Source organism: Shewanella sp. SM73 (assembly GCF_025653795.1).
Classification (GTDB): domain Bacteria; phylum Pseudomonadota; class Gammaproteobacteria; order Enterobacterales; family Shewanellaceae; genus Shewanella; species Shewanella oncorhynchi.
In genome coordinates this window covers 94,309-113,838 of record NZ_JAKKRY010000013.1, presented here as the reverse complement: position 1 = coordinate 113,838, position 19,530 = coordinate 94,309, and the positions used below count along the sequence as shown (strand labels likewise).

General features: G+C 46.5%; 16 protein-coding genes and 1 pseudogene. 6 read left to right on the top strand and 11 right to left on the bottom strand.

Translation table 11 applies throughout. The features are described 5' to 3' along the window. The first annotated feature begins 28 nt into the window (after positions 1-28). From L5M51_RS16955 to xthA, 5 genes and pseudogenes are all read left to right on the top strand, one after another. Positions 29-2,233 (top strand): TonB-dependent siderophore receptor, encoded by a 2,205-nt coding sequence (locus L5M51_RS16955; RefSeq protein WP_263173839.1) that lies wholly within the window; start codon positions 29-31, stop codon positions 2,231-2,233. Between the two features lie 123 nt (positions 2,234-2,356). Continuing rightward, positions 2,357-3,445, top strand: a pseudogene (gene fhuF, locus L5M51_RS16950) (siderophore-iron reductase FhuF). Between the two features lie 113 nt (positions 3,446-3,558). Then, positions 3,559-4,104 carry a septation protein A gene (locus L5M51_RS16940; protein WP_028761007.1) on the top strand — a complete coding sequence of 182 codons (546 nt, stop codon included), beginning with the start codon at positions 3,559-3,561 and terminating at the stop codon, positions 4,102-4,104. Next, positions 4,104-4,403, top strand: a complete 300-nt coding sequence (locus L5M51_RS16935; protein WP_028761008.1) for a YciI family protein — start codon at positions 4,104-4,106, stop codon at positions 4,401-4,403. Before L5M51_RS16940 ends, L5M51_RS16935 begins: the two co-directional genes overlap by 1 nt. Then, the gene (gene xthA / locus L5M51_RS16930) at positions 4,403-5,215 is read left to right on the top strand and encodes an exodeoxyribonuclease III (protein WP_168824214.1); all 813 of its coding nucleotides are present in this window, start codon (positions 4,403-4,405) and stop codon (positions 5,213-5,215) included. Before L5M51_RS16935 ends, xthA begins: the two co-directional genes overlap by 1 nt. Positions 5,216-6,206: 991 nt before the next feature. Here the strand turns inward: xthA and L5M51_RS16925 are convergent. The 10 genes from L5M51_RS16925 to L5M51_RS16880 all read right to left on the bottom strand — a co-directional run bounded on the left by L5M51_RS16925 (position 6,207) and on the right by L5M51_RS16880 (position 17,383). Further along, entirely contained in the window at positions 6,207-6,632 is a 426-nt protein-coding gene (locus L5M51_RS16925) for an SMI1/KNR4 family protein (protein ID WP_131523523.1), read from the bottom strand. A gap of 192 nt (positions 6,633-6,824) precedes the next feature. Further along, positions 6,825-7,193: an SMI1/KNR4 family protein gene (locus L5M51_RS16920; RefSeq protein ID WP_263173836.1), complete on the bottom strand. Its 369-nt coding sequence runs from the start codon at positions 7,191-7,193 to the stop codon at positions 6,825-6,827. Positions 7,194-7,686: 493 nt separating this feature from the next. Then, positions 7,687-9,138: a methyl-accepting chemotaxis protein gene (locus tag L5M51_RS16915; protein ID WP_263139063.1), complete on the bottom strand. Its 1,452-nt coding sequence runs from the start codon at positions 9,136-9,138 to the stop codon at positions 7,687-7,689. Positions 9,139-9,242: 104 nt separating this feature from the next. Beyond that, entirely contained in the window at positions 9,243-9,734 is a 492-nt protein-coding gene (locus L5M51_RS16910) for a DUF1097 domain-containing protein (protein ID WP_028761013.1), read from the bottom strand. Between the two features lie 260 nt (positions 9,735-9,994). Continuing rightward, positions 9,995-12,241, bottom strand: a complete 2,247-nt coding sequence (locus L5M51_RS16905) for a xanthine dehydrogenase family protein molybdopterin-binding subunit (protein ID WP_263173835.1) — start codon at positions 12,239-12,241, stop codon at positions 9,995-9,997. A gap of 1 nt (position 12,242) precedes the next feature. Continuing rightward, positions 12,243-12,746, bottom strand: a complete 504-nt coding sequence (locus L5M51_RS16900; RefSeq protein ID WP_263173833.1) for a (2Fe-2S)-binding protein — start codon at positions 12,744-12,746, stop codon at positions 12,243-12,245. A gap of 3 nt (positions 12,747-12,749) precedes the next feature. Beyond that, positions 12,750-13,517, bottom strand: coding sequence for a nucleotidyltransferase family protein (locus tag L5M51_RS16895; RefSeq protein WP_411569256.1), 768 nt, complete (start codon positions 13,515-13,517; stop codon positions 12,750-12,752). Continuing rightward, positions 13,517-14,533 (bottom strand): XdhC family protein, encoded by a 1,017-nt coding sequence (locus L5M51_RS16890; RefSeq protein ID WP_263173831.1) that lies wholly within the window; start codon positions 14,531-14,533, stop codon positions 13,517-13,519. Before L5M51_RS16890 ends, L5M51_RS16895 begins: the two co-directional genes overlap by 1 nt. A 320-nt stretch (positions 14,534-14,853) precedes the next feature. Next, positions 14,854-16,593 carry a methyl-accepting chemotaxis protein gene (locus L5M51_RS16885; protein ID WP_263173829.1) on the bottom strand — a complete coding sequence of 580 codons (1,740 nt, stop codon included), beginning with the start codon at positions 16,591-16,593 and terminating at the stop codon, positions 14,854-14,856. A gap of 145 nt (positions 16,594-16,738) precedes the next feature. Continuing rightward, a complete protein-coding gene (locus L5M51_RS16880) occupies positions 16,739-17,383 on the bottom strand; it encodes an MBL fold metallo-hydrolase (protein WP_131523516.1) in 645 nt (214 codons plus the stop codon). Between the two features lie 255 nt (positions 17,384-17,638). On the opposite strand from L5M51_RS16880, the gene L5M51_RS16875 reads away from it, so the two are divergent. Further along, complete coding sequence (locus tag L5M51_RS16875; protein ID WP_263173827.1) at positions 17,639-18,928, top strand: alpha/beta hydrolase; 1,290 nt, start codon at positions 17,639-17,641, stop codon at positions 18,926-18,928. Between the two features lie 207 nt (positions 18,929-19,135). Here the strand turns inward: L5M51_RS16875 and L5M51_RS16870 are convergent, their stop codons facing one another. Then, on the bottom strand, positions 19,136-19,519 hold the full coding sequence (locus tag L5M51_RS16870; protein WP_173244080.1) for a cytochrome c3 family protein: 384 nt from the start codon (positions 19,517-19,519) through the stop codon (positions 19,136-19,138). Between the last annotated feature and the right edge of the window lie 11 nt (positions 19,520-19,530).

The following is a 19,530-nucleotide window of genomic DNA, read 5'->3' as shown; positions in this document are numbered from 1 at the left end:
AACCTAAACGGAATTAAAGATCAACATTATGAAGACTTTTCCTCTCTCCAGCATCGCACTCGTCTGTCGGCAAGCCCTCGTTAACCCGAAGCTATTGCTGTGCTCAGCCATGTTAGCTACGGTTCCCCATGCCACAGCTGACACTGTCGATGCGGATAGTAAGACTAAAAAGCACCAGAAAGAAATTGAAGTCATCAATGTCATTGGCGCTAAGGACTTACACGACAACCGTTATAAAACCCAAGCGATGAACACGGCAACTGGGCTCGATTTATCCTATCTAGAAACGCCGCAATCGGTCACGTCTATCACCCGCCAAATGATGAACGATCAACAGCTTAATAGTGTCATTGATGCCATGACCAGCGTTGCGGGGATCAATGCCCGCCCAATGGATAACGACAGATACAGTATTAGTGCCCGCGGCATTGCCGTGACCAGCATTTTGTACGATGGTGTGCCAACTACCTACGATACCCGCTTCAACTATGGCGATAATCTGATCGACACCGCCATCTACGAGCGAGTAGAAGTGGTACGCGGCGCGACTGGCCTCATGACGGGAGCCGGTAATCCCTCGGCGGCCATTAACCTTATCCGTAAACGCCCGACTCAAGAGTTTATGGGCAACACATCCCTAAGTGTGGGCTCCTGGAATAATGTGCGCGGTATGGTCGATGTTTCCAGCGGCTTAAATGACTCGGGTTCTGTGCGCGGTCGCGTGGTCGCCGCCTATCAAGATAAGGATTCATTCCAAGACAGGTATGAGCAGCAGCGCACAACGCTATACGGCATAGTCGAAACCGATATTGGCGATAGCACCTTATTCACCCTTGGTGTCGATTACCAAGATGCTACACCGAGCGGCACTATGTCGGGTGGTTTACCGCTATTTTACAGCGATGGCAGTCGCACTAATTATGATCGTGCCACTTCAACGGCGCCCGATTGGGGCTCGGCGCATACCCAAGGCCTCAACACCTTTGCGAGTCTCGAACACAGATTAGATAACGGTTGGAACCTAAAAGGGACTTACACCTACGGCGATAACTCATTGGAGTTCGATGTACTATGGGCCACGGGCTATCCTGATCCTGTAACCAATATCGGCGCCACTGCAGGCTCTATCGCCTATGTCGACGGCAGTCGCACCCAACACAATGTGGATTTGCGCGCCGAAGGACAATACCAACTCTTTGGTCAGGAACATCAATTGATGTTTGGCTGGAATGGCCAACGCCAAGAGTTCGCCAATCCCTACTATTATCCCACTGCGGCAGTACCGCCTTTGGGGGATTTTCGCGATCCGAACTTCCAATATCCAAAACCTCAATGGAAGGAAACTTATACCACGGGTTCATTTGGCGAAACCAAACAGAGTGCAGCCTATGTAGCGACTCAGCTTAATCTCAGCGACGCGTTAGCTGTCCTCGTCGGATTACGCCTCAATGAGTGGGAAACCGACCAAGATAATTTTGGCAGCCGCTACGATTTCAGCATCAGCAACGAACTCACGACTTACTTCGGCCTCACCTACGCCCTGACCGAGCAATATTCGCTCTACGCCAGTTATACGGACATTTTTGCACCGCAAACTAAGCAAAGAATCGATAAAAGCTACCTAGATCCAGTCAAAGGGAAAAACTACGAAGGCGGGATTAAGGCGAGCCTGTTCGATGAGGCTTTAGATATGTCGCTGTCGGTGTTTGAGATCAGACAAGACAATGTCGGAGTCAGCACTGGCGATGTGATCCCAGGAACAACAACGCAAGTGTATGAAGGCGTAAACGGTACAAAAACACAGGGATTCGAATTTGAATCGACGGGTAAAATCACTGATGACTGGAATCTTTACTTAGGTTACACCCAGTTCACTAGCGAAGATCCTGAAGGCAAACGTATCAGTACCACTTCACCACGCCAGCAATTAAAACTCTTCACCACTTATACCTTTGGCGGTGATTGGCATAAATTGCAAATAGGTGCGGGGGTTAACTGGCAGAGCCGAGTCTACCAAACAGTTAATTCGCCACTTGGCAAAATCGAAGTAGAGCAAGGCTCTTACGCGCTAGCGAGTCTAATGGCGAGTTACGCCTTCACCGAGCAGCTTAAGCTCAGCGCCAACCTGCACAACGCCTTAGATAAAAGCTACTACAGCCAAGTCGGTCAATATAGTCAATTCCAATACGGTACGCCGCGAAGTGCTAGCTTAACCTTGGACTATCGCTTCTAAGTCAGATTTATATTGAGATCGTTCGAAAAACCTTGTGAGCCCAAATCTTGGGCTCACAAGGTAATCATTTACATGGACTTATCGATAACCGCGGCAATCAATCACAGCCATTAAGGAGTCACTATGGCAAGCCAACGGAGAGACACCAGACTGCAAACATTGTGCGATACAGCGCCAAGCCACAACGCGTTGAATCAAACTATTTTGTCACTCAATCAGCTGTTACATAAGCGGGCGCCCTTCTATGGCGAGCATCTTAGCGCAACGCAGTCCCCTTCAGGGCTCAGTTTTAATGAATGGAGCTGCGCCGATACTTATCAAAAACTCATTGCACGTTTTGCCATCGCACATCCTAGCGCAGAAACTCAGAGTGAAACTGAGGCTGTAACTAAAGATAAAACCGAGGCTACTAAAACAGCTGCAACCAGCCGAGCGCCCGCTTTCGCCATTAAAAGCGCTTTGGTCAGTAAAAGTGCTGTGGCCAGTAGAAAAGACACTCGCAAAGCGCTGCATTCACTTTGGGGTCAATGGTATTTTGGCCTTTTAGTTCCGCCTGTGATGGAGTGGATTTTTAACGCAAAAAAAGCCGATTTCGAGCCTATTCACTGGCAGCCACAGTCCGTTTTTATGCAGGTACACGCCAGTGGCCGAGTGGCAAAATTTGAATTTAACATCGCAAAACCCCAGCCAAATACCGCTTTGGCCTTTAAAAAACACCACGACATCGAGCCACTTTCCCAAATAAACACTAAGCCAAGTTTCAAGACAGACACTAAGGTACACTCGCCATTAACCCCATATAAGCCGCCAGTTGATAAAGAACTCGCCCTACAAGGCCTTATCTTAAACTTACTACAACCGAGTGTTGAGCGCCTACTCACTTTGAGCCCCGTGCCCGCTAAATTATATTAGAGTCACTTAGGCTATCTGATCCACTGGTATCTAGGAGAGTTGGGATTATCTCAGCAACAAAGTCAGCAACTTAAGCAAGCTCTATTTCGCAGAACGACCTTTTTTGATGGCACCCAAAATCCACTGTATAACAGCATCAATTTGATTGTTGAACCCAAAGAAGGCAGTACGAACATCCAATGCATTCGCCGTACTTGCTGCCTAAGGTATCAACTCGCCAACACCGGCCAATGCCACGATTGCCCACTACTAAGTCGCCCTAACGCTAAGACAAACGCCGCCAAACAAGCACAAGTCTAACTTGCCCATTAAACCCATTTAATGGGCAAGATCGCAATCCTAGGCCCATGGTGCTTTTGCCCTTATGTTGCACATGCTACACTCAAGCCCATGTCTCTTTAACATGATTATTTATGAAACAACTGCTTGATTTCCTGCCCCTCGTCATCTTTTTTGCCGTCTATAAATTTTTCGATATTTATATCGCCAGCGGCGCATTGATCGCAGCCACCGCGCTTCAATTGATCGTGACCTATGCGCTATATAAGAAACTTGAAAAGATGCACTTAATCACCTTTGCGATGGTGACAGTGTTTGGCACACTCACTTTAGTGTTTCACGATGATTCTTTTATCAAGTGGAAAGTGACCATCATCTATAGTTTATTTGCCATCGCCTTAGGTGTCAGTCAATTGCTCAATAAATCGATATTAAAGTCGATGTTAGGCAAAGAAATGCAAGTAGACGACAAAATTTGGGCTCGTGTAACTTGGTATTGGGTGATCTTTTTCGCCGCTTGTGGCCTAGTCAATATTTATGTCGCCTTTAGTTTGCCATTAGAAACTTGGGTCAATTTTAAAGTGTTTGGTTTAACCGCTTTAACCTTAATTAATACTGTCCTGACCGTATTTTATCTTTATAAACACCTTCCCGAAGATCAACGCAAGGAACTCAAATAATGTGGTATATGATTTCAGCTCAAGATTTTGAGAATAGTTTAGAAAAACGTTTAGCCGCACGCCCAGCCCATTTAGCTCGCCTGCAAGCCCTCGCCGATGAAGGTCGTTTACTGATCGCTGGCCCACACCCAGCCATCGACAGCGAAAACCCAGGTGATGCAGGCTTTAGTGGTTCACTGGTTGTCGCAGATTTTGAATCCTTAGTGGCAGCAAAACACTGGGCCGATGCCGATCCCTATATCGAAGCGGGCGTTTACCAAAGTGTTGTGGTTAAACCCTTTAAACGAGTTCTGCCTTAATGAAAATAGTGTCCTTTAACATCAATGGTCTGCGGGCGCGCTTGCATCAATTGCAAGCCTTAATCGATAGCCACCAGCCCGACATCATCGGCCTGCAAGAAACCAAAGTGCACGATGAGGCGTTTCCATTAGCCGAAGTCGAAGCCATGGGATATCAAGTGCATTACCACGGCGGTAAAGCTCACTATGGTGTTGCCATGCTGTCTAAAATCGCACCAGAAAAACTGCAAAAGGGTTTTCCTAGCGATGATGAAGATGCCCAGCGCCGCATGATTATCGGCACATTTACCCAAGCGAATGGTCGTCCATTGACTGTGTTCAACGGCTATTTCCCCCAGGGCGAAAGCATAGACCACCCAACAAAATATCCTGCTAAACGTAAGTTTTATCAGGATTTAATGCACTACTTGCAGACAAATCACAGCAACGATGAAGATATCGCCATCATAGGTGACATCAATATTTCGCCGACCGATTTAGACATAGGCATAGGTGAAGTCAATCGTAAGCGTTGGCTAAAAACCGGCAAATGTAGCTTCCAACCGGAAGAGCGTGAGTGGTTAAAAACCTTACAAGACTGGGGCTTAATCGACACTTTCCGTCAATTACATCCAGAGCGCATCGAACGTTATTCTTGGTTCGATTACCGCAGCAAAGGGTTTGATGACAACCGCGGCCTGCGAATTGATGTGATTTTAGCAACGCCTTCACTGGCAGCACGTTTAGTCGAATCCGATGTCGATTACGATCTGCGCGGCATAGATAAACCTTCAGATCACGCGCCCATTTGGAGCACGTTCAAAGAGGCTTAATCCGCTAACGTTCGACCATCTTAGTAGATATAAAACATCGGCTTAGGCCGATGTTTTTTTATGGGCGAAACATATTTTATCTTTGTCGTTCGATGAATGGTAAATGAGTCAAGTGTGATACTGAACGTAATTCACTTTTGGACAGATATGTCTTGAAGACGAGTGTTTTGGGACCAATAATTTTAGTTGTGAGGAGTTTAGCGTTTGCTGATATCCACTCACACATGCTTGCCATGGTATTTGCTCGTCGACTCGCAGCCAGTCCATCCGTGAATGCTCGACCGCCCCATCTGATGTGAAAGGATTCACAAATGCCGCGATGGCATGGACGCCAAAGAGCGGCCATGGGCCGGACGGTCGTCTCGCAAATCACCAAGGCTCACCTATTTAGCATTGGCAAAACCTGTTTGTTTTTAGAGAAATAGGTAGCATGCTTTGGGACAAAAGCGTATTAGGTCATCAGCTATAACAAGTGAATTTCGCACAGAAATTTCTATGGTGTAACGCCTTGCTCAGCTGCATTTTTGGAGTAGAAGCTTTTGTGTTATCAAACAAAAAGAAGGAACGGAAAAATTTCAGATACAGCAATTTGTTATGTTCGCATTCTGATAATACTATCAACATATTGATGGACCATTATTCAACTTTCACATAGAAGCAATTACATTTACAACTGAAAAGACCAATTTGAGGATCTTTAGGTGTAACTCCCTTACGTTTAGCTTGTGAGTTAGCAACTTCTACAGCGTGCTTAATCTCATTAATTTCTTTGCTAGATAGCCTTCTCGTATGCCCATGTACAGGACATCGTTCTCGTTCTCCATCACCCGATATTCGCTCTCCTGACATATCGATGCCCTCTTTCTAATTTCTACCGCTTTAAACATAACGCCGCCAGCAACTGCCGGAGTGAGTTGGAAGCTTTTTTACGTCTTTTTGCAAAAAAGAAGACAGTTTACGGAGGTCAGATTGACTGGCCTTGTTAAACATTTTAGAACTTGAGCGAATAACCACTGGAAACCCACTCATTGAAATTTTCCGCCAACAATACCATAGACTCTTTCGTTAAATCGCCGAAAGGTACCCTATAAACTGGCCAGTCTTCTGAACTTATATTATGTGTGGTATCGAAGACAATTGACTCTCCCCCACCATCTGAACCAATAGCAACCAACCCAGGCAAGTATTGCTCGTAGCAATAGGCTTCTGTTAATTCGGATATCTCTTTAGCGCTCCAGAGCACAACTGAGTCATCTGGTTCTTGCACGCCAATCGGAGTTTCTGCCCCATTAGTTTCAAGCAAGAACTTCTTATACTCACTCGGAAGATCTGTTCCTAACCATTTCTCAAGAGCCTGAATTTCTTCAGCACTTGCTGGATTTTCCGGATATTCGAATTTATCTCGATATTTGCTCATAATGCTTAACGCCCATTTAAGGGGCTGATAATCGTTTGCTAAAATTGTGTAGTGTAGCGAAGCGAAGCCGAGCAAACTGTTAGCAGTCCCGCTTTAAATGCTTGTATGGGTTAACGTTTGGCTAAGGGGAAGGCTTTAACCCATCACTGAGAGCGGAGCGAACGATTTGAACCACTATTTAGGCTATCACAGTTACTCAAGGTCTACACAAACCTGCTTGTGCCATGCAGAAAGATTCGGCCATTCTTCCTTAGTGCTGCCGTTGTGAGACCAATAAATTATCTCACCCGTCTTTGCTATGCAGAAATAGTCGCCATTATCCTCGATGAATGGCAAAAGGTCTCTTGGAAGACCAATGACATTCCAGGCTGTTTCAGCAATGTCAAAGATATCAAGATGACCAGAGCCAGGTAAAATTACCGCAGGCTCAAAGGTAGCGTTTGCAACATCGCTGCCAGACTTCAAAAATGATCGGTAGTCGTCATGAAAACTGATGCCCAGTTTGCTTTCAGCGCTGGTTATTTCGGTATCTGTCGGGTTTCGAAATGGATCGTTATTCATAATTATTGTTGCCTAACGTTAAGCGGCGTCCCAAGCCAATTTTAATTGACCGAGGCGAACAAGTGATACTCTGGTGAGCGTTTATCATCAACGAACAATTTAAAATTGCTTGATATCCCTCTTAGATATTGCCAATAAAGGTTAACATAATCATTCACATAGAAACAATTAATTTCCTAAAATTCTATTTTTGCAAAACACAGATTTCCACCGCCAACCATTTCAACCACAGTGAAATACCCTCCGCAAAAAGGACATTTTCAGACATAACTTTCTCCCCTGAAATCTATTACCGTCAATTTAGATAATGTCACGCTGATAGAACGGAATGGGGCAATATAACTAAATAGTTCTTTGGGTACTTCCAAATTAAAATGGCGGAAATCTAAGATTTCCGCCATTTTCAGATGATAGGCTAATACTCAATGTGAGACTCAGTATCGGACTTTATGCCTCTGTGACCAATGCGAACTATCCACCTTGAAGGTGAACATTAGCTCGTGCGGTACTGCTTTAAAATGCCATCTAACTCGACCGAGGCATGGTGCAGATCATTCGCTAAGGTCACACTGCGCTGGGCTGTTTGTTTGATAGTTTCCGACTGATGGCGGATTTCATTCAATTGTCCGGCAATATCCCGCGCGGCGACACTCTGCTCTTCCGCCGAGGCGGCAATTTGGCTGCTCATATCAAATACCGCATTGACCGATTGCGCCATACCTTGAACATCATCACCGACGGCGATAATCGCACTGCGACCTTCATCGGCCTGATCGACTATCTCCATGGTAATGCTAGATAAACGAGTCGTGCCAGATTGTAAGCCTTCAATCATGGCCTGAATTTCTACCGTGGCCTGTTGAGTTCGACCCGCTAAGGTACGCACTTCATCGGCTACCACAGCAAAGCCACGACCTTGCTCACCGGCACGGGCCGCTTCAATGGCCGCATTTAAGGCTAACAAATTGGTTTGCTGGGAAATACTGTTAATGGTTGTGACTACAGCATCGATACTCGCCGCATCCTTAGACAATTGTTCCACCGATGAAAACGCCGCACCAATCTTAGTTGAGAGTAAACCAATGCTTTCCACTGTATGGCTAATACGCCCACGACTGGCCAACATTTGGCTTGAATTTTCCTTGGTTTGCAACGAAGTATTACTCGCATTAACAGAGACTTCTTCAATCGCTGAGGTCATTTGTGCCATCGCCACGGCAACGGAATCGAGGAATTGATGTTGGAACCCAATCAGTTTATCACTGGTGGCCGCCTGTTGATTAAATTCATCGGATGCCAATGATAAGGTCTGTGCATTTTTGCCAATGGCTGACACCATTTCACTCATATTGTCGGCGCAGCGATCGATTTCGCGGGCAATCAAACTGAAATCGTCAGTACCAAAGAAGTTTAATCTAAAGCTCAAATCACCATCGGCTAAGCGTTTGATGGCTAAGTACATGTCCCATAATCCACCACCGAGTGAAGTTGAAATCCAGTAACTCAGTTGGAATAAAGGCAACAAGCCCACTAACGCTAACCAGAACATAAAGTTAGCATCGCTACGCGCATCGGCTTCCCACTCATGGACATTCTGCGTCAGTTGTAAGGCTTGACCTGACACACTGGCGCTGACCGTCACTTTATCCCCTTGACGCTGCGCGTCACTTTGCCTTGAAGTTACAGTTAACCCGTATTGACTGGCAAATTGAGATAAGGCGTCAGCTTGTAGCTTTTGCGCCGTTGCAACTTGCGCTAAGGTATCGACGCTAGCTTGAACCCGAGCGATAGAGGCCTGCTCAAGGTTACGGTGCGCATGTTGATAGTTGACAAGTGCCACGGCGGCCGTGATCAGCGCCACCATAGAACACACTACCCAAAACTTTCCGTTGAGACTGAACTTGATCAATATGGCATCAATGGTACGAAACTGGATTTGTTTCATCTTGATAATTCCTAAGAACAAAATGCTATTTGGCACTAAATCAGCAGTATAGCTCAGATTGCCACGACAACTATGTCAGTCATAAGATCTGAGCAGGTATTATGCTAATCCGCGCTAGCAACTTGGTTACGTGTGGCGGCAGACCACTTTTGTGTCAGAGTAACCAACTGCCCCGTTAACAGGCTCATGCTAAAACCTAATAAGCCACCAATGATCAACGACGGCACGACATTGGCCACATCACCCGCCATAGCAAAGGTAGTGCAACAGCCAATAAATGCGCCGGGAATAAAGCTAAGCTTTTGATAACTTGCCTGTAAACACATGGCCGAAGTGGCTATGCCGGTAAAAATATACCCAAATACGGGCGAAATAAAAAAGCTGCTACCCGAGATAATGAGCCAAGCCCAAAATACACCGGACAGGTTTGTGCACCACGCCATCATCACGCCCTGAAAGCCAGCCTTAGGTTGAGCAAAAAAAGTGCTACAACCTAAAAAGCCGATCCAAGTGACCAGATGAAAAGCATCTGCGACGCCACACCAAATAGCCGCCAATAGGCCGGCAGAAATAGCGACTTGCCAACGATTTTCCATGGATGACCCCTTTAGTAATTCTATTCACGGAAGTTTAATACCCTTGGGCGCTCTAAAATGTGTATTTTGAGGTAGCTTGGGTAAACATATTGGTTAAATTACCTCTATTTTGGTAACAAAAACCTGATCTATTGCTAATTTTCGGCATTAATGCCCGTAAAATCGCTAACAAGCAAATTTTTTGTGGTAAAAAAACGAAAAAAGCGCTTATTAGGCGCTTTTTTGTTCAAACGGCTTTCAGTTAACCCTCTTGTCGACACTTACACTCGCAATAGTTTATTCACGGGAAGATCGCGGATCCTCTGCCCCGTCGCCGCAAAAATCGCATTGGTTAAACTCGGGGCAACGGGCGGCACACCCGGCTCACCCACGCCTGCGGGCGGCGCATCGGATGCAATAATGATGATCTCCATATCGGGAGTTTGGGGAAGTCGCAGCAAAGGATAATCGTGGAAATTCGATTGCTGCACTTTGCCCTCTTTGTAAGTGATTTCCCCCATCAAGGCTAAGCTCAGACCAAATATAATCGCACCTTCTGTCTGGGCTTTTACCCTATCAGGGTTAACTATCGTGCCCGCATCTATGGCTGCGATGGCATTAAGCACTTTAAGCTGTTTATCCTCACTCACTTCCACCAGCATGGCCACGGCGACATAACTGACAAAACTGCGGTGTACAGCAAAACCCCAGCCCTGATTTTTGCCCGCCTTGGGCGCCTTAGTTTGGGCTTTTTCGACCGCGTCGATTACCCCAAAATAGCGACTGACGTCCACGGGATGACGATCAAGATCTTCGCCATAGTTGCCATATTTAAACTGCTGGTCGGTAAAGGTCTCACGCCTTGCTTCACCTAACAGGCTACGCCACATTGCAGGGCAAGAAACCTGAGAACGATGGGCCATTTCATCGACAAAACTGCCGACACTAAAACCGTGCTGAATATTACACACAGAGCGCATCCAACCAATACGGCTGTGCGCCTGCGCTTTTACCGCTTCGTATCTTAAATTCGGCAAAGCAAAGGGTACATCCACAAAGCCTAAATCCAACTCACCGCCAGAGGGATATTCCACACCTTCAGCAAAGGTCGAGCTAATGGATGGGAATCCCGTACGGGCTAAAAGCGCGGTCGGTTTGTCGCTGGCATCAAACAGTGCCTGATAGGACTGGGCGCTGATAGCATGGTAGTAACCGTTTTGAATTTCATCCTCGCGGCTCCAACTCACCTTAATTGGACGCTTGAATTGCTTCGATAACAGCGCGGCTTCAACGCTAAAATCAGGTTTGGATTTACGCCCAAAACCACCACCCAATAGGGTGACATTCACTTTAATCGCATCTTCATCCATACCCAGCGCTGCGGCCACATTTTGCTGGGTACTTTGCGGCGTTTGGGTCGATGCCCAGATTTCACAGCCCTTTTCAGTCACATGGGCAGTAGCAACGGGCGGCTCGATAGAAGAATGAATTAAATAAGGCACGGTATAAACCGCCTTTAACGTATTCGCCTCGGGCCAGTTTTTGATCTCATCACCAACTTGGCGCACGACATTACCGCTTTGCTGTACCCGCTCGACCAACTCTTTCAAATAAAGGCTTGAATCATGCTGACTATTGTCGGCCTGAGTCCAAGTGACTTTTAAAGCTTTGCGCCCTTCAAGGGCACTCCACGTGTTTGTGGCGATGACAGCAACGCCGCCCAAAGCCTGAAACGCGGGTGCGCCCTTAGCGGCGGGCAAACGATACACATCCACGACACCGGCCACTTTGCGCGCTGCGGTATAATCCAAGCTTACCACATCGCTCCCGAGCACCGGCGGGCGTATTATGCTGGCGTAGAGCATGCCCTCGAGTTTGATATCGTAACCATAAATCGCGCTGCCGCTTAACATGGCATCCATATCAACGATTTGGCGTGATGCGCCAATCTGCTTGAAATCTTTAACCTCTTTAAAGGTTAACGACTCAACGGCGGGTACGGGTTGCTCAGATGCGGCTAACGCTAACTCGCCGAACCTGGCCGAGCGGCCCGATTTTGCATGCAACACTTTATGGTCGGCGGTATGCACCTCGCTCACGGGGACTTTCCAGCGCGCAGCGGCGGCTTGCTCAAGCATGGTTCTTGCCATCGCCCCCATCTGGCGCATGCGGTCGTAATTTTCGCGAATACTGCGGCTACCGTCGGTGTTTTGGCTGGCATAACGTTTATCAGCTAAGCCTTGAATAGGGACAATTTTATCCCAATCCGCTTCTAACTCTTCGGCTAAGACTTGCAGAATGCCGGTTCTGATCCCCTGTCCCATCTCGGAGCGATGGCAAGTGAGGTACACTTTGTCGTCTTCACCAATGGCAATAAACAGATTCAACCGCGCTTCTTTATCCTGCGCCAGCGCCATGGGGCTCCATGTTAGTCCGCTCGCCCCTAATGCTAATCCGCCCCCTACTGCGCCAAACAGTTTTAGCACGTCGCGGCGGCTGATATTTTCTACGGCAGTAAAAGTACTCATATTAGCCCTCCTGTTTGGCATAGTTTTGCAGTGCGGCTTTGATCCTAGGATAGGTGCCGCAGCGGCAGATATTCCCCGACATGGCAGAGTTGATTTGTGCTTCAGAAGGTTTCGGATGCTGCGCCACTAACGCCGCAGCCGACATCAATTGGCCCGCCTGACAATAGCCGCACTGGGGTACGTTATGTTCGGCCCAAGCATTTTTAAGCTTTTGATTATCTAGCCCTTCAATTGTTGTCAGACGTTTTCCCTGTGCCTGCCCCAAACTGGTTAAACAGGCGCGCACAGGTTGGCCGTCTAAATGCACAGTGCAAGCACCGCATAACCCTGCACCACAACCATATTTAGTGCCCGTGAGCCCTAAAATATCCCGTAACGCCCACAGGATTGGCATCTTAGGATCGGCATCTAAGGTAAATGATTTACCGTTGATGAAAAGTGTTTGGGTGGAAGCGGCGGTACTGACTTCCTTGATAACTGCAGTGGTTGATAATACTTCTGCCATAACTCACTCCTTAAGTGCCAACCACGACGCAAGATCGGCTTGGGTATCAATATCAATTGCGGCGCGGGGTAGTGTTATAGCGACTAACGCTCCCTGCTGTGCTTGTTGTTTTAGAATCGATTTCGCCCCGCGATCACCACTCAAGTGAGTGAACTGCGGTAATGTAGAGGCATTAAAAATAGCAGGTACGCCTAAATCATCCAAATAATGGGCGGCAACGTCTTTACCGGTTTCATGCCATGTCAAAATCAGTTGTCGATAATCGTCTGCACTCAAGGCCACTTGGTCTGCCAATGTCAACAACATGGCATCAAAGCCCTGTTCCTTGGCATAACTTGCCGCCAAACTCACTGAGGATGCCAAACCCGTTTGCCACTGTGGATTAACTAAAATATCAAAGGGTTGGCGGGAATGAAGCTCGACTAATAATGGCTGCAATATGTGCTGATGAGCACCGAGTATGATTAACAAAGGCGTATGCTGGAGCGAATGAGCGTCTTTGCGATCCAAACCTAAATCTTGGCAACTAAGCTGCTGTAAACGCTCAACATGAGTGTTAATGATGGTTTGTTCGCGAATTTTCGTAGCGCTATGTGATGGTAGAAGTTGCGCTAACTTTACCCCGTCAAAGCGCTTACTCTCGCCGGCCGCAAGTACCACAATCAGCAGCCGCTTGGATGAAAGTGGCGTTTGCTCTGTCAACGTTAGCGCTGCCGACTTTGGCGCTGTAGACATTAGTACAGAAGACTTTTGTACTGGCGGCAATGTCATTAACGCATTATCTCATCGAGATGTTTTAAGGTTGCGCCATGGAGCACGCCGTGACACTGGGCCAAAATACTTAACGCCACGGCACTCGGTAACTCGCCGCCAAGGGCAAGCCCTGCGGGAGCAGAAAATACCCCAGTAAAAGATTCAGTACTGAGCCCTGCCATTCCAAGCACTTTATCCCGTCGATGGGCAGGACCAAGCAAGGCGATATAGGCTAGCGGATGCGCTTGAATGACCTTTAATGCCGCAGCATCTAAGCCCAAGTTATGGTTCATCACCACGGCGCAATCCAATTGAGTGATATGATTCGCGGTTAATTCCCCCGCGGTCAGTTTCACTATATGGGCATGGGGGAAATCCGCCGCTCTGGCATAGGCGGTACGACCATCGAAAACAGTCACTTGCCAACCTAAAGTGTGGGCCATGGCGGCAACGGGCTTAGCATCGATACCACCGCCAAAGATCCCAAGATGGAATCTTGGTCTCAAGGGAATAATCAGTGATTCTCCCGCGTCTTGGGTGAAAACGCCCGTGCGTACAAAATCGCTGGCGGGGAATGGCGTCAATTCCTCAGAATAAAACGCAGCGTGATACTGGCGCGCATCCGTCCCCGCTTTGACTAAAGGCAATTGGTAAAAACCCGACCGACCGTGGCGAAATGCCTGCACTAGCTCAACTAAGCCAAGATCATGATTCTCTTTTAGCAGAGGGATCAACATGATATCTACTATGCCACCACAACCGAGTCGATAGCTGGCATCGGACTCATCGCTTGCATCGTAGGTGACGCACATGACTTGCTTAGTCTGCATGGCATTTTGAGCATGACGGCGTAAATCGGCTTCTAAACAGCCGCCACTTAACATACCCACGCCTTGACCAAACTCATGGAACAACATCATGGCACCGGGTTTACGATAGGCCGAACCTTGAATTTGGGTGATCACCGCAAGCACCCAAGCGTCATCCGCTAGTGGTAGCCAATGCTCTAGTAAATCTTCGATTTGGTGATCCATCCGCAAGGACTCCGTTGGGTTAGGGAGATTTAAAAAATTTAATGCGCTTATCGCTATGGAAACTATCACAGTTAATAACGCAGCTATCGACGTCTATTTGTCATCAAAGCTTGACTCAAGTTTTATCAGCAAATAAAACCGCTTCGTCAAACGCTCGCATTAAACATATGGACAACCAAGTTAGCAAAGGCGTGTGCGTATTGAAAGTAGTAATAGATTTCAAAAAGTGTTGAAGCATAAAATATGTTCAGGGGAAGCTAAAGAGGAAGAATTGACGTCCATGTCTGAGTGGCGTTTGTTCACAAATCAATCACATTTATCTAAAACTGGTATTCCCCCGCCTTAGTGCGCAGTATCTGGGATTGGTTGTCTAGACTAATGGATGTCGATTCAATCTGTTCGATAATCTGTGATACTTCACGGGAATTATCGCGGATCACCATCATGCTCGAAGCGATTTCTTTAGAAACCAAGGATTGTTCTTCGGTTGAAGCGGCAACCTGAGTATTGATCCCATGAATCGCTTCCGTACTATGGCGAATATCCTCAAATACTGCCACGATACGTTGCAGTTCTACCCCCGCCTTTTGCATTAGCGTCGCCGCTTGAGTCACAGATGTACCCACTTGATTCGTACGGCTTTGAAGACTTGCGACAATATCATCGATTTCCTTGGTGGAATCTTGAGTGCGCTGGGCTAATGAGCGAACCTCATCAGCTACCACAGCGAAGCCTCGTCCTTGCTCACCGGCCCGTGCGGCTTCAATCGCGGCATTCAGTGCCAGCAAATTCGTTTGCTCAGCAATTGCCTTAATCACACTCAACACATTGCTGACTTGGGTACTTTCGTTCACTAGATGTGACATAGAGTCTTGAGTATTCCTAAACTCAGTTTCTAATACCGACATAGCTTTCAACGCTTCCGATACTGTCTGTTTACCTACAGTGACATGCGTTTCATTTTCGGCGGCGCGGCTTTCAGCGTTCGAGGTGCTCTCACTTACATGCACTAAGGTCGTGGTCATTTCTTCCATCGCACTGGCGCTGGCGTCCAGTTCTCTCGCCACTCGATTTGAGCTTTCACGCGAAATTTGAATTGATGCTTTAGTTTGCTTCGCTAAATCAGCCACCTCTTTTGCAATACCATCCGTTGTCGATAATGAACTGGCAAGGGAAGAGATAAACAAGTTGATTTGATTAACGATTTCACCAATTTCCCCCTTAGTCGTAACAGAGATCCGCCGCGCAAGATTTTTAGAGCGCTGAATATCGAGCAATTCAACACAGGTCTGCACTAAGGGAGTCACAATCCTGCTCTTAACGATAATAAATCCGCCAACGGCGGCTAAAATCACGATAAATAACACCAGTTGGGACCAGTTTAATGCTGCATGCAGGGAATCGAGTCGGTTATTCACATCACCATCGGTACGTTTATCCAATGCTGTAAAAAACTCATCAATCGGCTGCATGATCTTAGCTTTTTCTCTGTGGTATTGGTCGCTATGTAATAACTCCCTCGCCATGGTTAAGTTAGGCTCACCTTTGATCGTGTAAGTTTGGGTGTTGGGGTCCATAAAAATACCTTTGACGGCATTCATGGCTTTCACTTCGAGGGCGACTAACGCATCTGAGTTTTGCTGGGCTTGTTCAAGGTAACGGAATTCTTCATCAGAAAAACCGAGGGACTTCATTTGCGTGTTTATCGCAATGCTAGCACCGTCGGGTTTTGGCTTATCGCCATAGCTCAGCACCAAATCCCAGTAAATCTGGTGATATTTTTCAGGTCTAGACTTCTCACCATTACGGATAGCCAAAATATCCATATACATTTTTTCGTATTTTTCATCACCCGTAACAGCGTAAGTTCGAGCGAGACGCGTTAGGTCATCAGAACTTTGTCTTAACTCATCGGCGACTTGATAGGACTGATATCGGACGCTAGCCGCATCATTAAAGAGATCGATTTTAGACTTAACATTGAAGCTCAATACCGCAGAAATCACGGCACTCGCGACTATGGTCGAAAAGACCACGCTCATCATTGTTTTTGTTTTCATACTTACCCCAGTAGACGGAAGAACTGCTTTAAGTCTAGAAGGAAAAACAGAAAACATAAAAAAGGTTGGTTTATTAGCTGAAATAATCATTTGATTTGCGAGTGATTATCGCTCACAAATCAAGCAATGCTGAATGGCGTCTCAATTACAGTAAAAGTTGGTCCGCGACAAAGGGGTTATGCTCGCGCTCTTCGCCAAAGGTCGACATAGGACCATGCCCAGGAATGAATTCAACCTCGGCACCTAAGGGCCACAGTTTTTCGGTGATCGAGTGAATTAAATCCTGATGATTTGATTGGGGGAAATCGGTGCGACCGATAGAACTTCGAAACAAAATATCCCCCACCCACGCCAACTTAGATTGGGCAGAGAAAAGTGCAATGTGTCCCGGCGTATGCCCAGGGCAATGCAGCACAGATAAACTTTGCTCGCCCACTTTAACAATATCGCCATCCTGTAGATATTGATCCGGCTCAAAGGCATCGCAATGGGGAAAACCAAAATTTTGGCTTTGCTTAGGTAAGTTATCAATCCAGAATTTATCGGCAATATGCGGGCCAATAATCGGCACATTAGCGGCTTTCGCTAGGGCTTTTGCACCACCGACATGATCGATATGCCCATGGGTAAGGAGGATTTTTTCTAGAACGAGTCCAAGTTTCGCCACTTCGTTTTGGATCCTGTCAATATTCCCGCCGGGATCCACAACCGCAGCACGCTTGGTTTTTTCACACCAGATCAAGCTGCAATTTTGCTGAAAAGGTGTCACTGGAATAATCTGATACTTCATAGCTTCAATCTCGTGTTATCCATAAGCGATAGATTACGCTAAGAAACTCATCATGGCTCAAATTTGTATCCAAAAAATTGATCTTCACCAAAAGCTAATCAAATAATCCTAGCTTACGACATAAACTATTTTGTCTATACCCAAGTTAGCTGAAGATACGCGTTTCAGGTAGCCTAGGTTACTGCATCTTCAGCTTATTTGGGTATACAATCTGCCAATCACAATAACATGATCCTCTGCCATTAAGGTTGTTTGATGAAACCCGATATTATTCTCGCCGGAGTGCTGGCGAAGAAACACACTTTTACCTTGCCCCTCAACTATCAAAATCCAATTGCAGAGCAAATCCAAGTGTTTGCCAGAGAACTCTGTAGCCCAGAAAACAAAGATAAAAAACTACCTTATATCGTATTTTTTCAAGGCGGCCCTGGATTTGCGGCCATGCGTCCCGCCAGCAACAGCGGCTGGATCCGCCGCGCATTAAAAGAATATCGGGTGTTATTACTCGATCAACGTGGCACAGGCTTATCAACACCGATTAATTACCAAAGCCTGCAACACTTAGATCCCGCAGCTCAAGCGGATTACCTAAGCCATTTCAGGGCTGACAATATCATTCGTGATGCCGAAACGATTCGTGCCCAACTTTGCCCCGCCGATAAATGGGCGATTCTTGGCCAAAGTTTCGGGGGATTTTGCGTATTACATTATTTAAGCGCCGCCCCTCAAGGTGTCAGCGAAGCCTATATTACAGGTGGCATACCGTCATTAACCCGTAGCAGCGACGACGTCTATCTTGCGACTTATCAACGCGTACTGGCGAAGAATAAACAATTTTTCCAACGCTTCCACGATGCTCAACATCTCGTCACTCGCTTAGCAAAACATTTGCTTGAAAATGAAGTGTATTTGGCAACGGGTGAACGCCTCACGGTTGAAATGTTGCAACTGCTGGGTATTAATATTGGAATGGAGCAAGGGCCTGAATCGGTTTATTATTTGCTTGAACAAGCCTTGATCAACACGGCTTCAGGGGCAGTCGTTAACCCGTTATTTTTAAATCATTTCGGTCAAATGCTCGATTACAACACTAACCCGATTTTTGCCCTGTTGCATGAAGCCATCTACTGTCAACACTCGGCTTCACAATGGTCGGCACACAGGGTTAGACAGCAATTCCCCGCCTTTAACTATCAACAAGGTAAACCGTTTTTATTCACAGGTGAGATGATATACCCATGGATGTTTGACCAATTTAGTCACTTAGTGCCGCTTAAAGCCGCGGCAGAAATCCTTGCCCATAAATCAGATTGGCCAACACTTTACAATCTAGAGCAACTGGCACAAAACCGAGTCCCTGTTGCAGCGGCCATTTACAGTGAAGATATGTTTGTGGAGATGCAATACAGTTTAGAAACCACAAAACAAGTTGGCAGGCTAAAGTATTGGTTAACATCAGAATATGAGCACAACGGCATCCGCATGGATGGAGAACGCATACTGGATAAGCTCATCAGCTTAAACCGAGGCGACACCCTAAGATAAATATGAGCTTTAAGGGCTAATTAAGTTAATGCTGAGATTATATGCCTGCTCCTCATCAGTTGAGTGATTTTGGCAAGCTTTAACGACCCATTTCCGTATGAGTAAACCGTTTTGGTTTACTCTTTTTTTTGCAAAAAATGCACTCACCTTCGGCGAGTGCATTGCCCAATAAAATAGACGACAAAGCAAAGTGACAAAATCTTAAAACTATCGCTTCATTTTAGGATAAGTAAATTCATGACATTGATTACAATAAACTTTGCTTTCTTTATGTTCTTGATGACAGTAGGTACATGGTAAATCAGAACCGTAATGTAAACTGTCATGGGGATTGGGCTCAACCGAATGCCCCGCGTCTTCAGGTCGCTTAGTCAGTTTAGCCACATCCTGAGGAGAACCATGGCAGTTAGCGCACACTGCGGCATCAGGTATGGTCTTACGCTTTACATCACCATGACAGGCAGTACAGTCGACCTGACCATTCTCACTTGTCATCACATCCTTATGATAATCCTTAATATTCATCGCATTTGTTGTTATTGGCAGCATGAACATGCAACCAAGTAAAAGTGTATATAAGGGTTTTAACATCAGACTCTTCC

Bases quoted from the DNA above. Each gene is read 5' to 3' on its own strand.
- xthA (WP_168824214.1), top strand. From the start codon at position 4,403: ATGAAAATAGTGTCCTTTAACATCAATGGTCTGCGGGCGCGCTTGCAT.
- L5M51_RS16915 (WP_263139063.1), bottom strand. From the start codon at position 9,138: ATGAAACAAATCCAGTTTCGTACCATTGATGCCATATTGATCAAGTTC.
- L5M51_RS16870 (WP_173244080.1), bottom strand. From the start codon at position 19,519: ATGTTAAAACCCTTATATACACTTTTACTTGGTTGCATGTTCATGCTG.
- L5M51_RS16910 (WP_028761013.1), bottom strand. From the start codon at position 9,734: ATGGAAAATCGTTGGCAAGTCGCTATTTCTGCCGGCCTATTGGCGGCT.
- L5M51_RS16925 (WP_131523523.1), bottom strand. From the start codon at position 6,632: ATGAGCAAATATCGAGATAAATTCGAATATCCGGAAAATCCAGCAAGT.
- L5M51_RS16890 (WP_263173831.1), bottom strand. From the start codon at position 14,533: ATGGATCACCAAATCGAAGATTTACTAGAGCATTGGCTACCACTAGCG.
- L5M51_RS16940 (WP_028761007.1), top strand. From the start codon at position 3,559: ATGAAACAACTGCTTGATTTCCTGCCCCTCGTCATCTTTTTTGCCGTC.
- L5M51_RS16895 (WP_411569256.1), bottom strand. From the start codon at position 13,517: ATGACATTGCCGCCAGTACAAAAGTCTTCTGTACTAATGTCTACAGCG.
- L5M51_RS16880 (WP_131523516.1), bottom strand. From the start codon at position 17,383: ATGAAGTATCAGATTATTCCAGTGACACCTTTTCAGCAAAATTGCAGC.
- L5M51_RS16885 (WP_263173829.1), bottom strand. From the start codon at position 16,593: ATGAAAACAAAAACAATGATGAGCGTGGTCTTTTCGACCATAGTCGCG.
- L5M51_RS16955 (WP_263173839.1), top strand. From the start codon at position 29: ATGAAGACTTTTCCTCTCTCCAGCATCGCACTCGTCTGTCGGCAAGCC.
- L5M51_RS16920 (WP_263173836.1), bottom strand. From the start codon at position 7,193: ATGAATAACGATCCATTTCGAAACCCGACAGATACCGAAATAACCAGC.
- L5M51_RS16875 (WP_263173827.1), top strand. From the start codon at position 17,639: ATGAAACCCGATATTATTCTCGCCGGAGTGCTGGCGAAGAAACACACT.
- L5M51_RS16900 (WP_263173833.1), bottom strand. From the start codon at position 12,746: ATGGCAGAAGTATTATCAACCACTGCAGTTATCAAGGAAGTCAGTACC.
- L5M51_RS16905 (WP_263173835.1), bottom strand. From the start codon at position 12,241: ATGAGTACTTTTACTGCCGTAGAAAATATCAGCCGCCGCGACGTGCTA.
- L5M51_RS16935 (WP_028761008.1), top strand. From the start codon at position 4,104: ATGTGGTATATGATTTCAGCTCAAGATTTTGAGAATAGTTTAGAAAAA.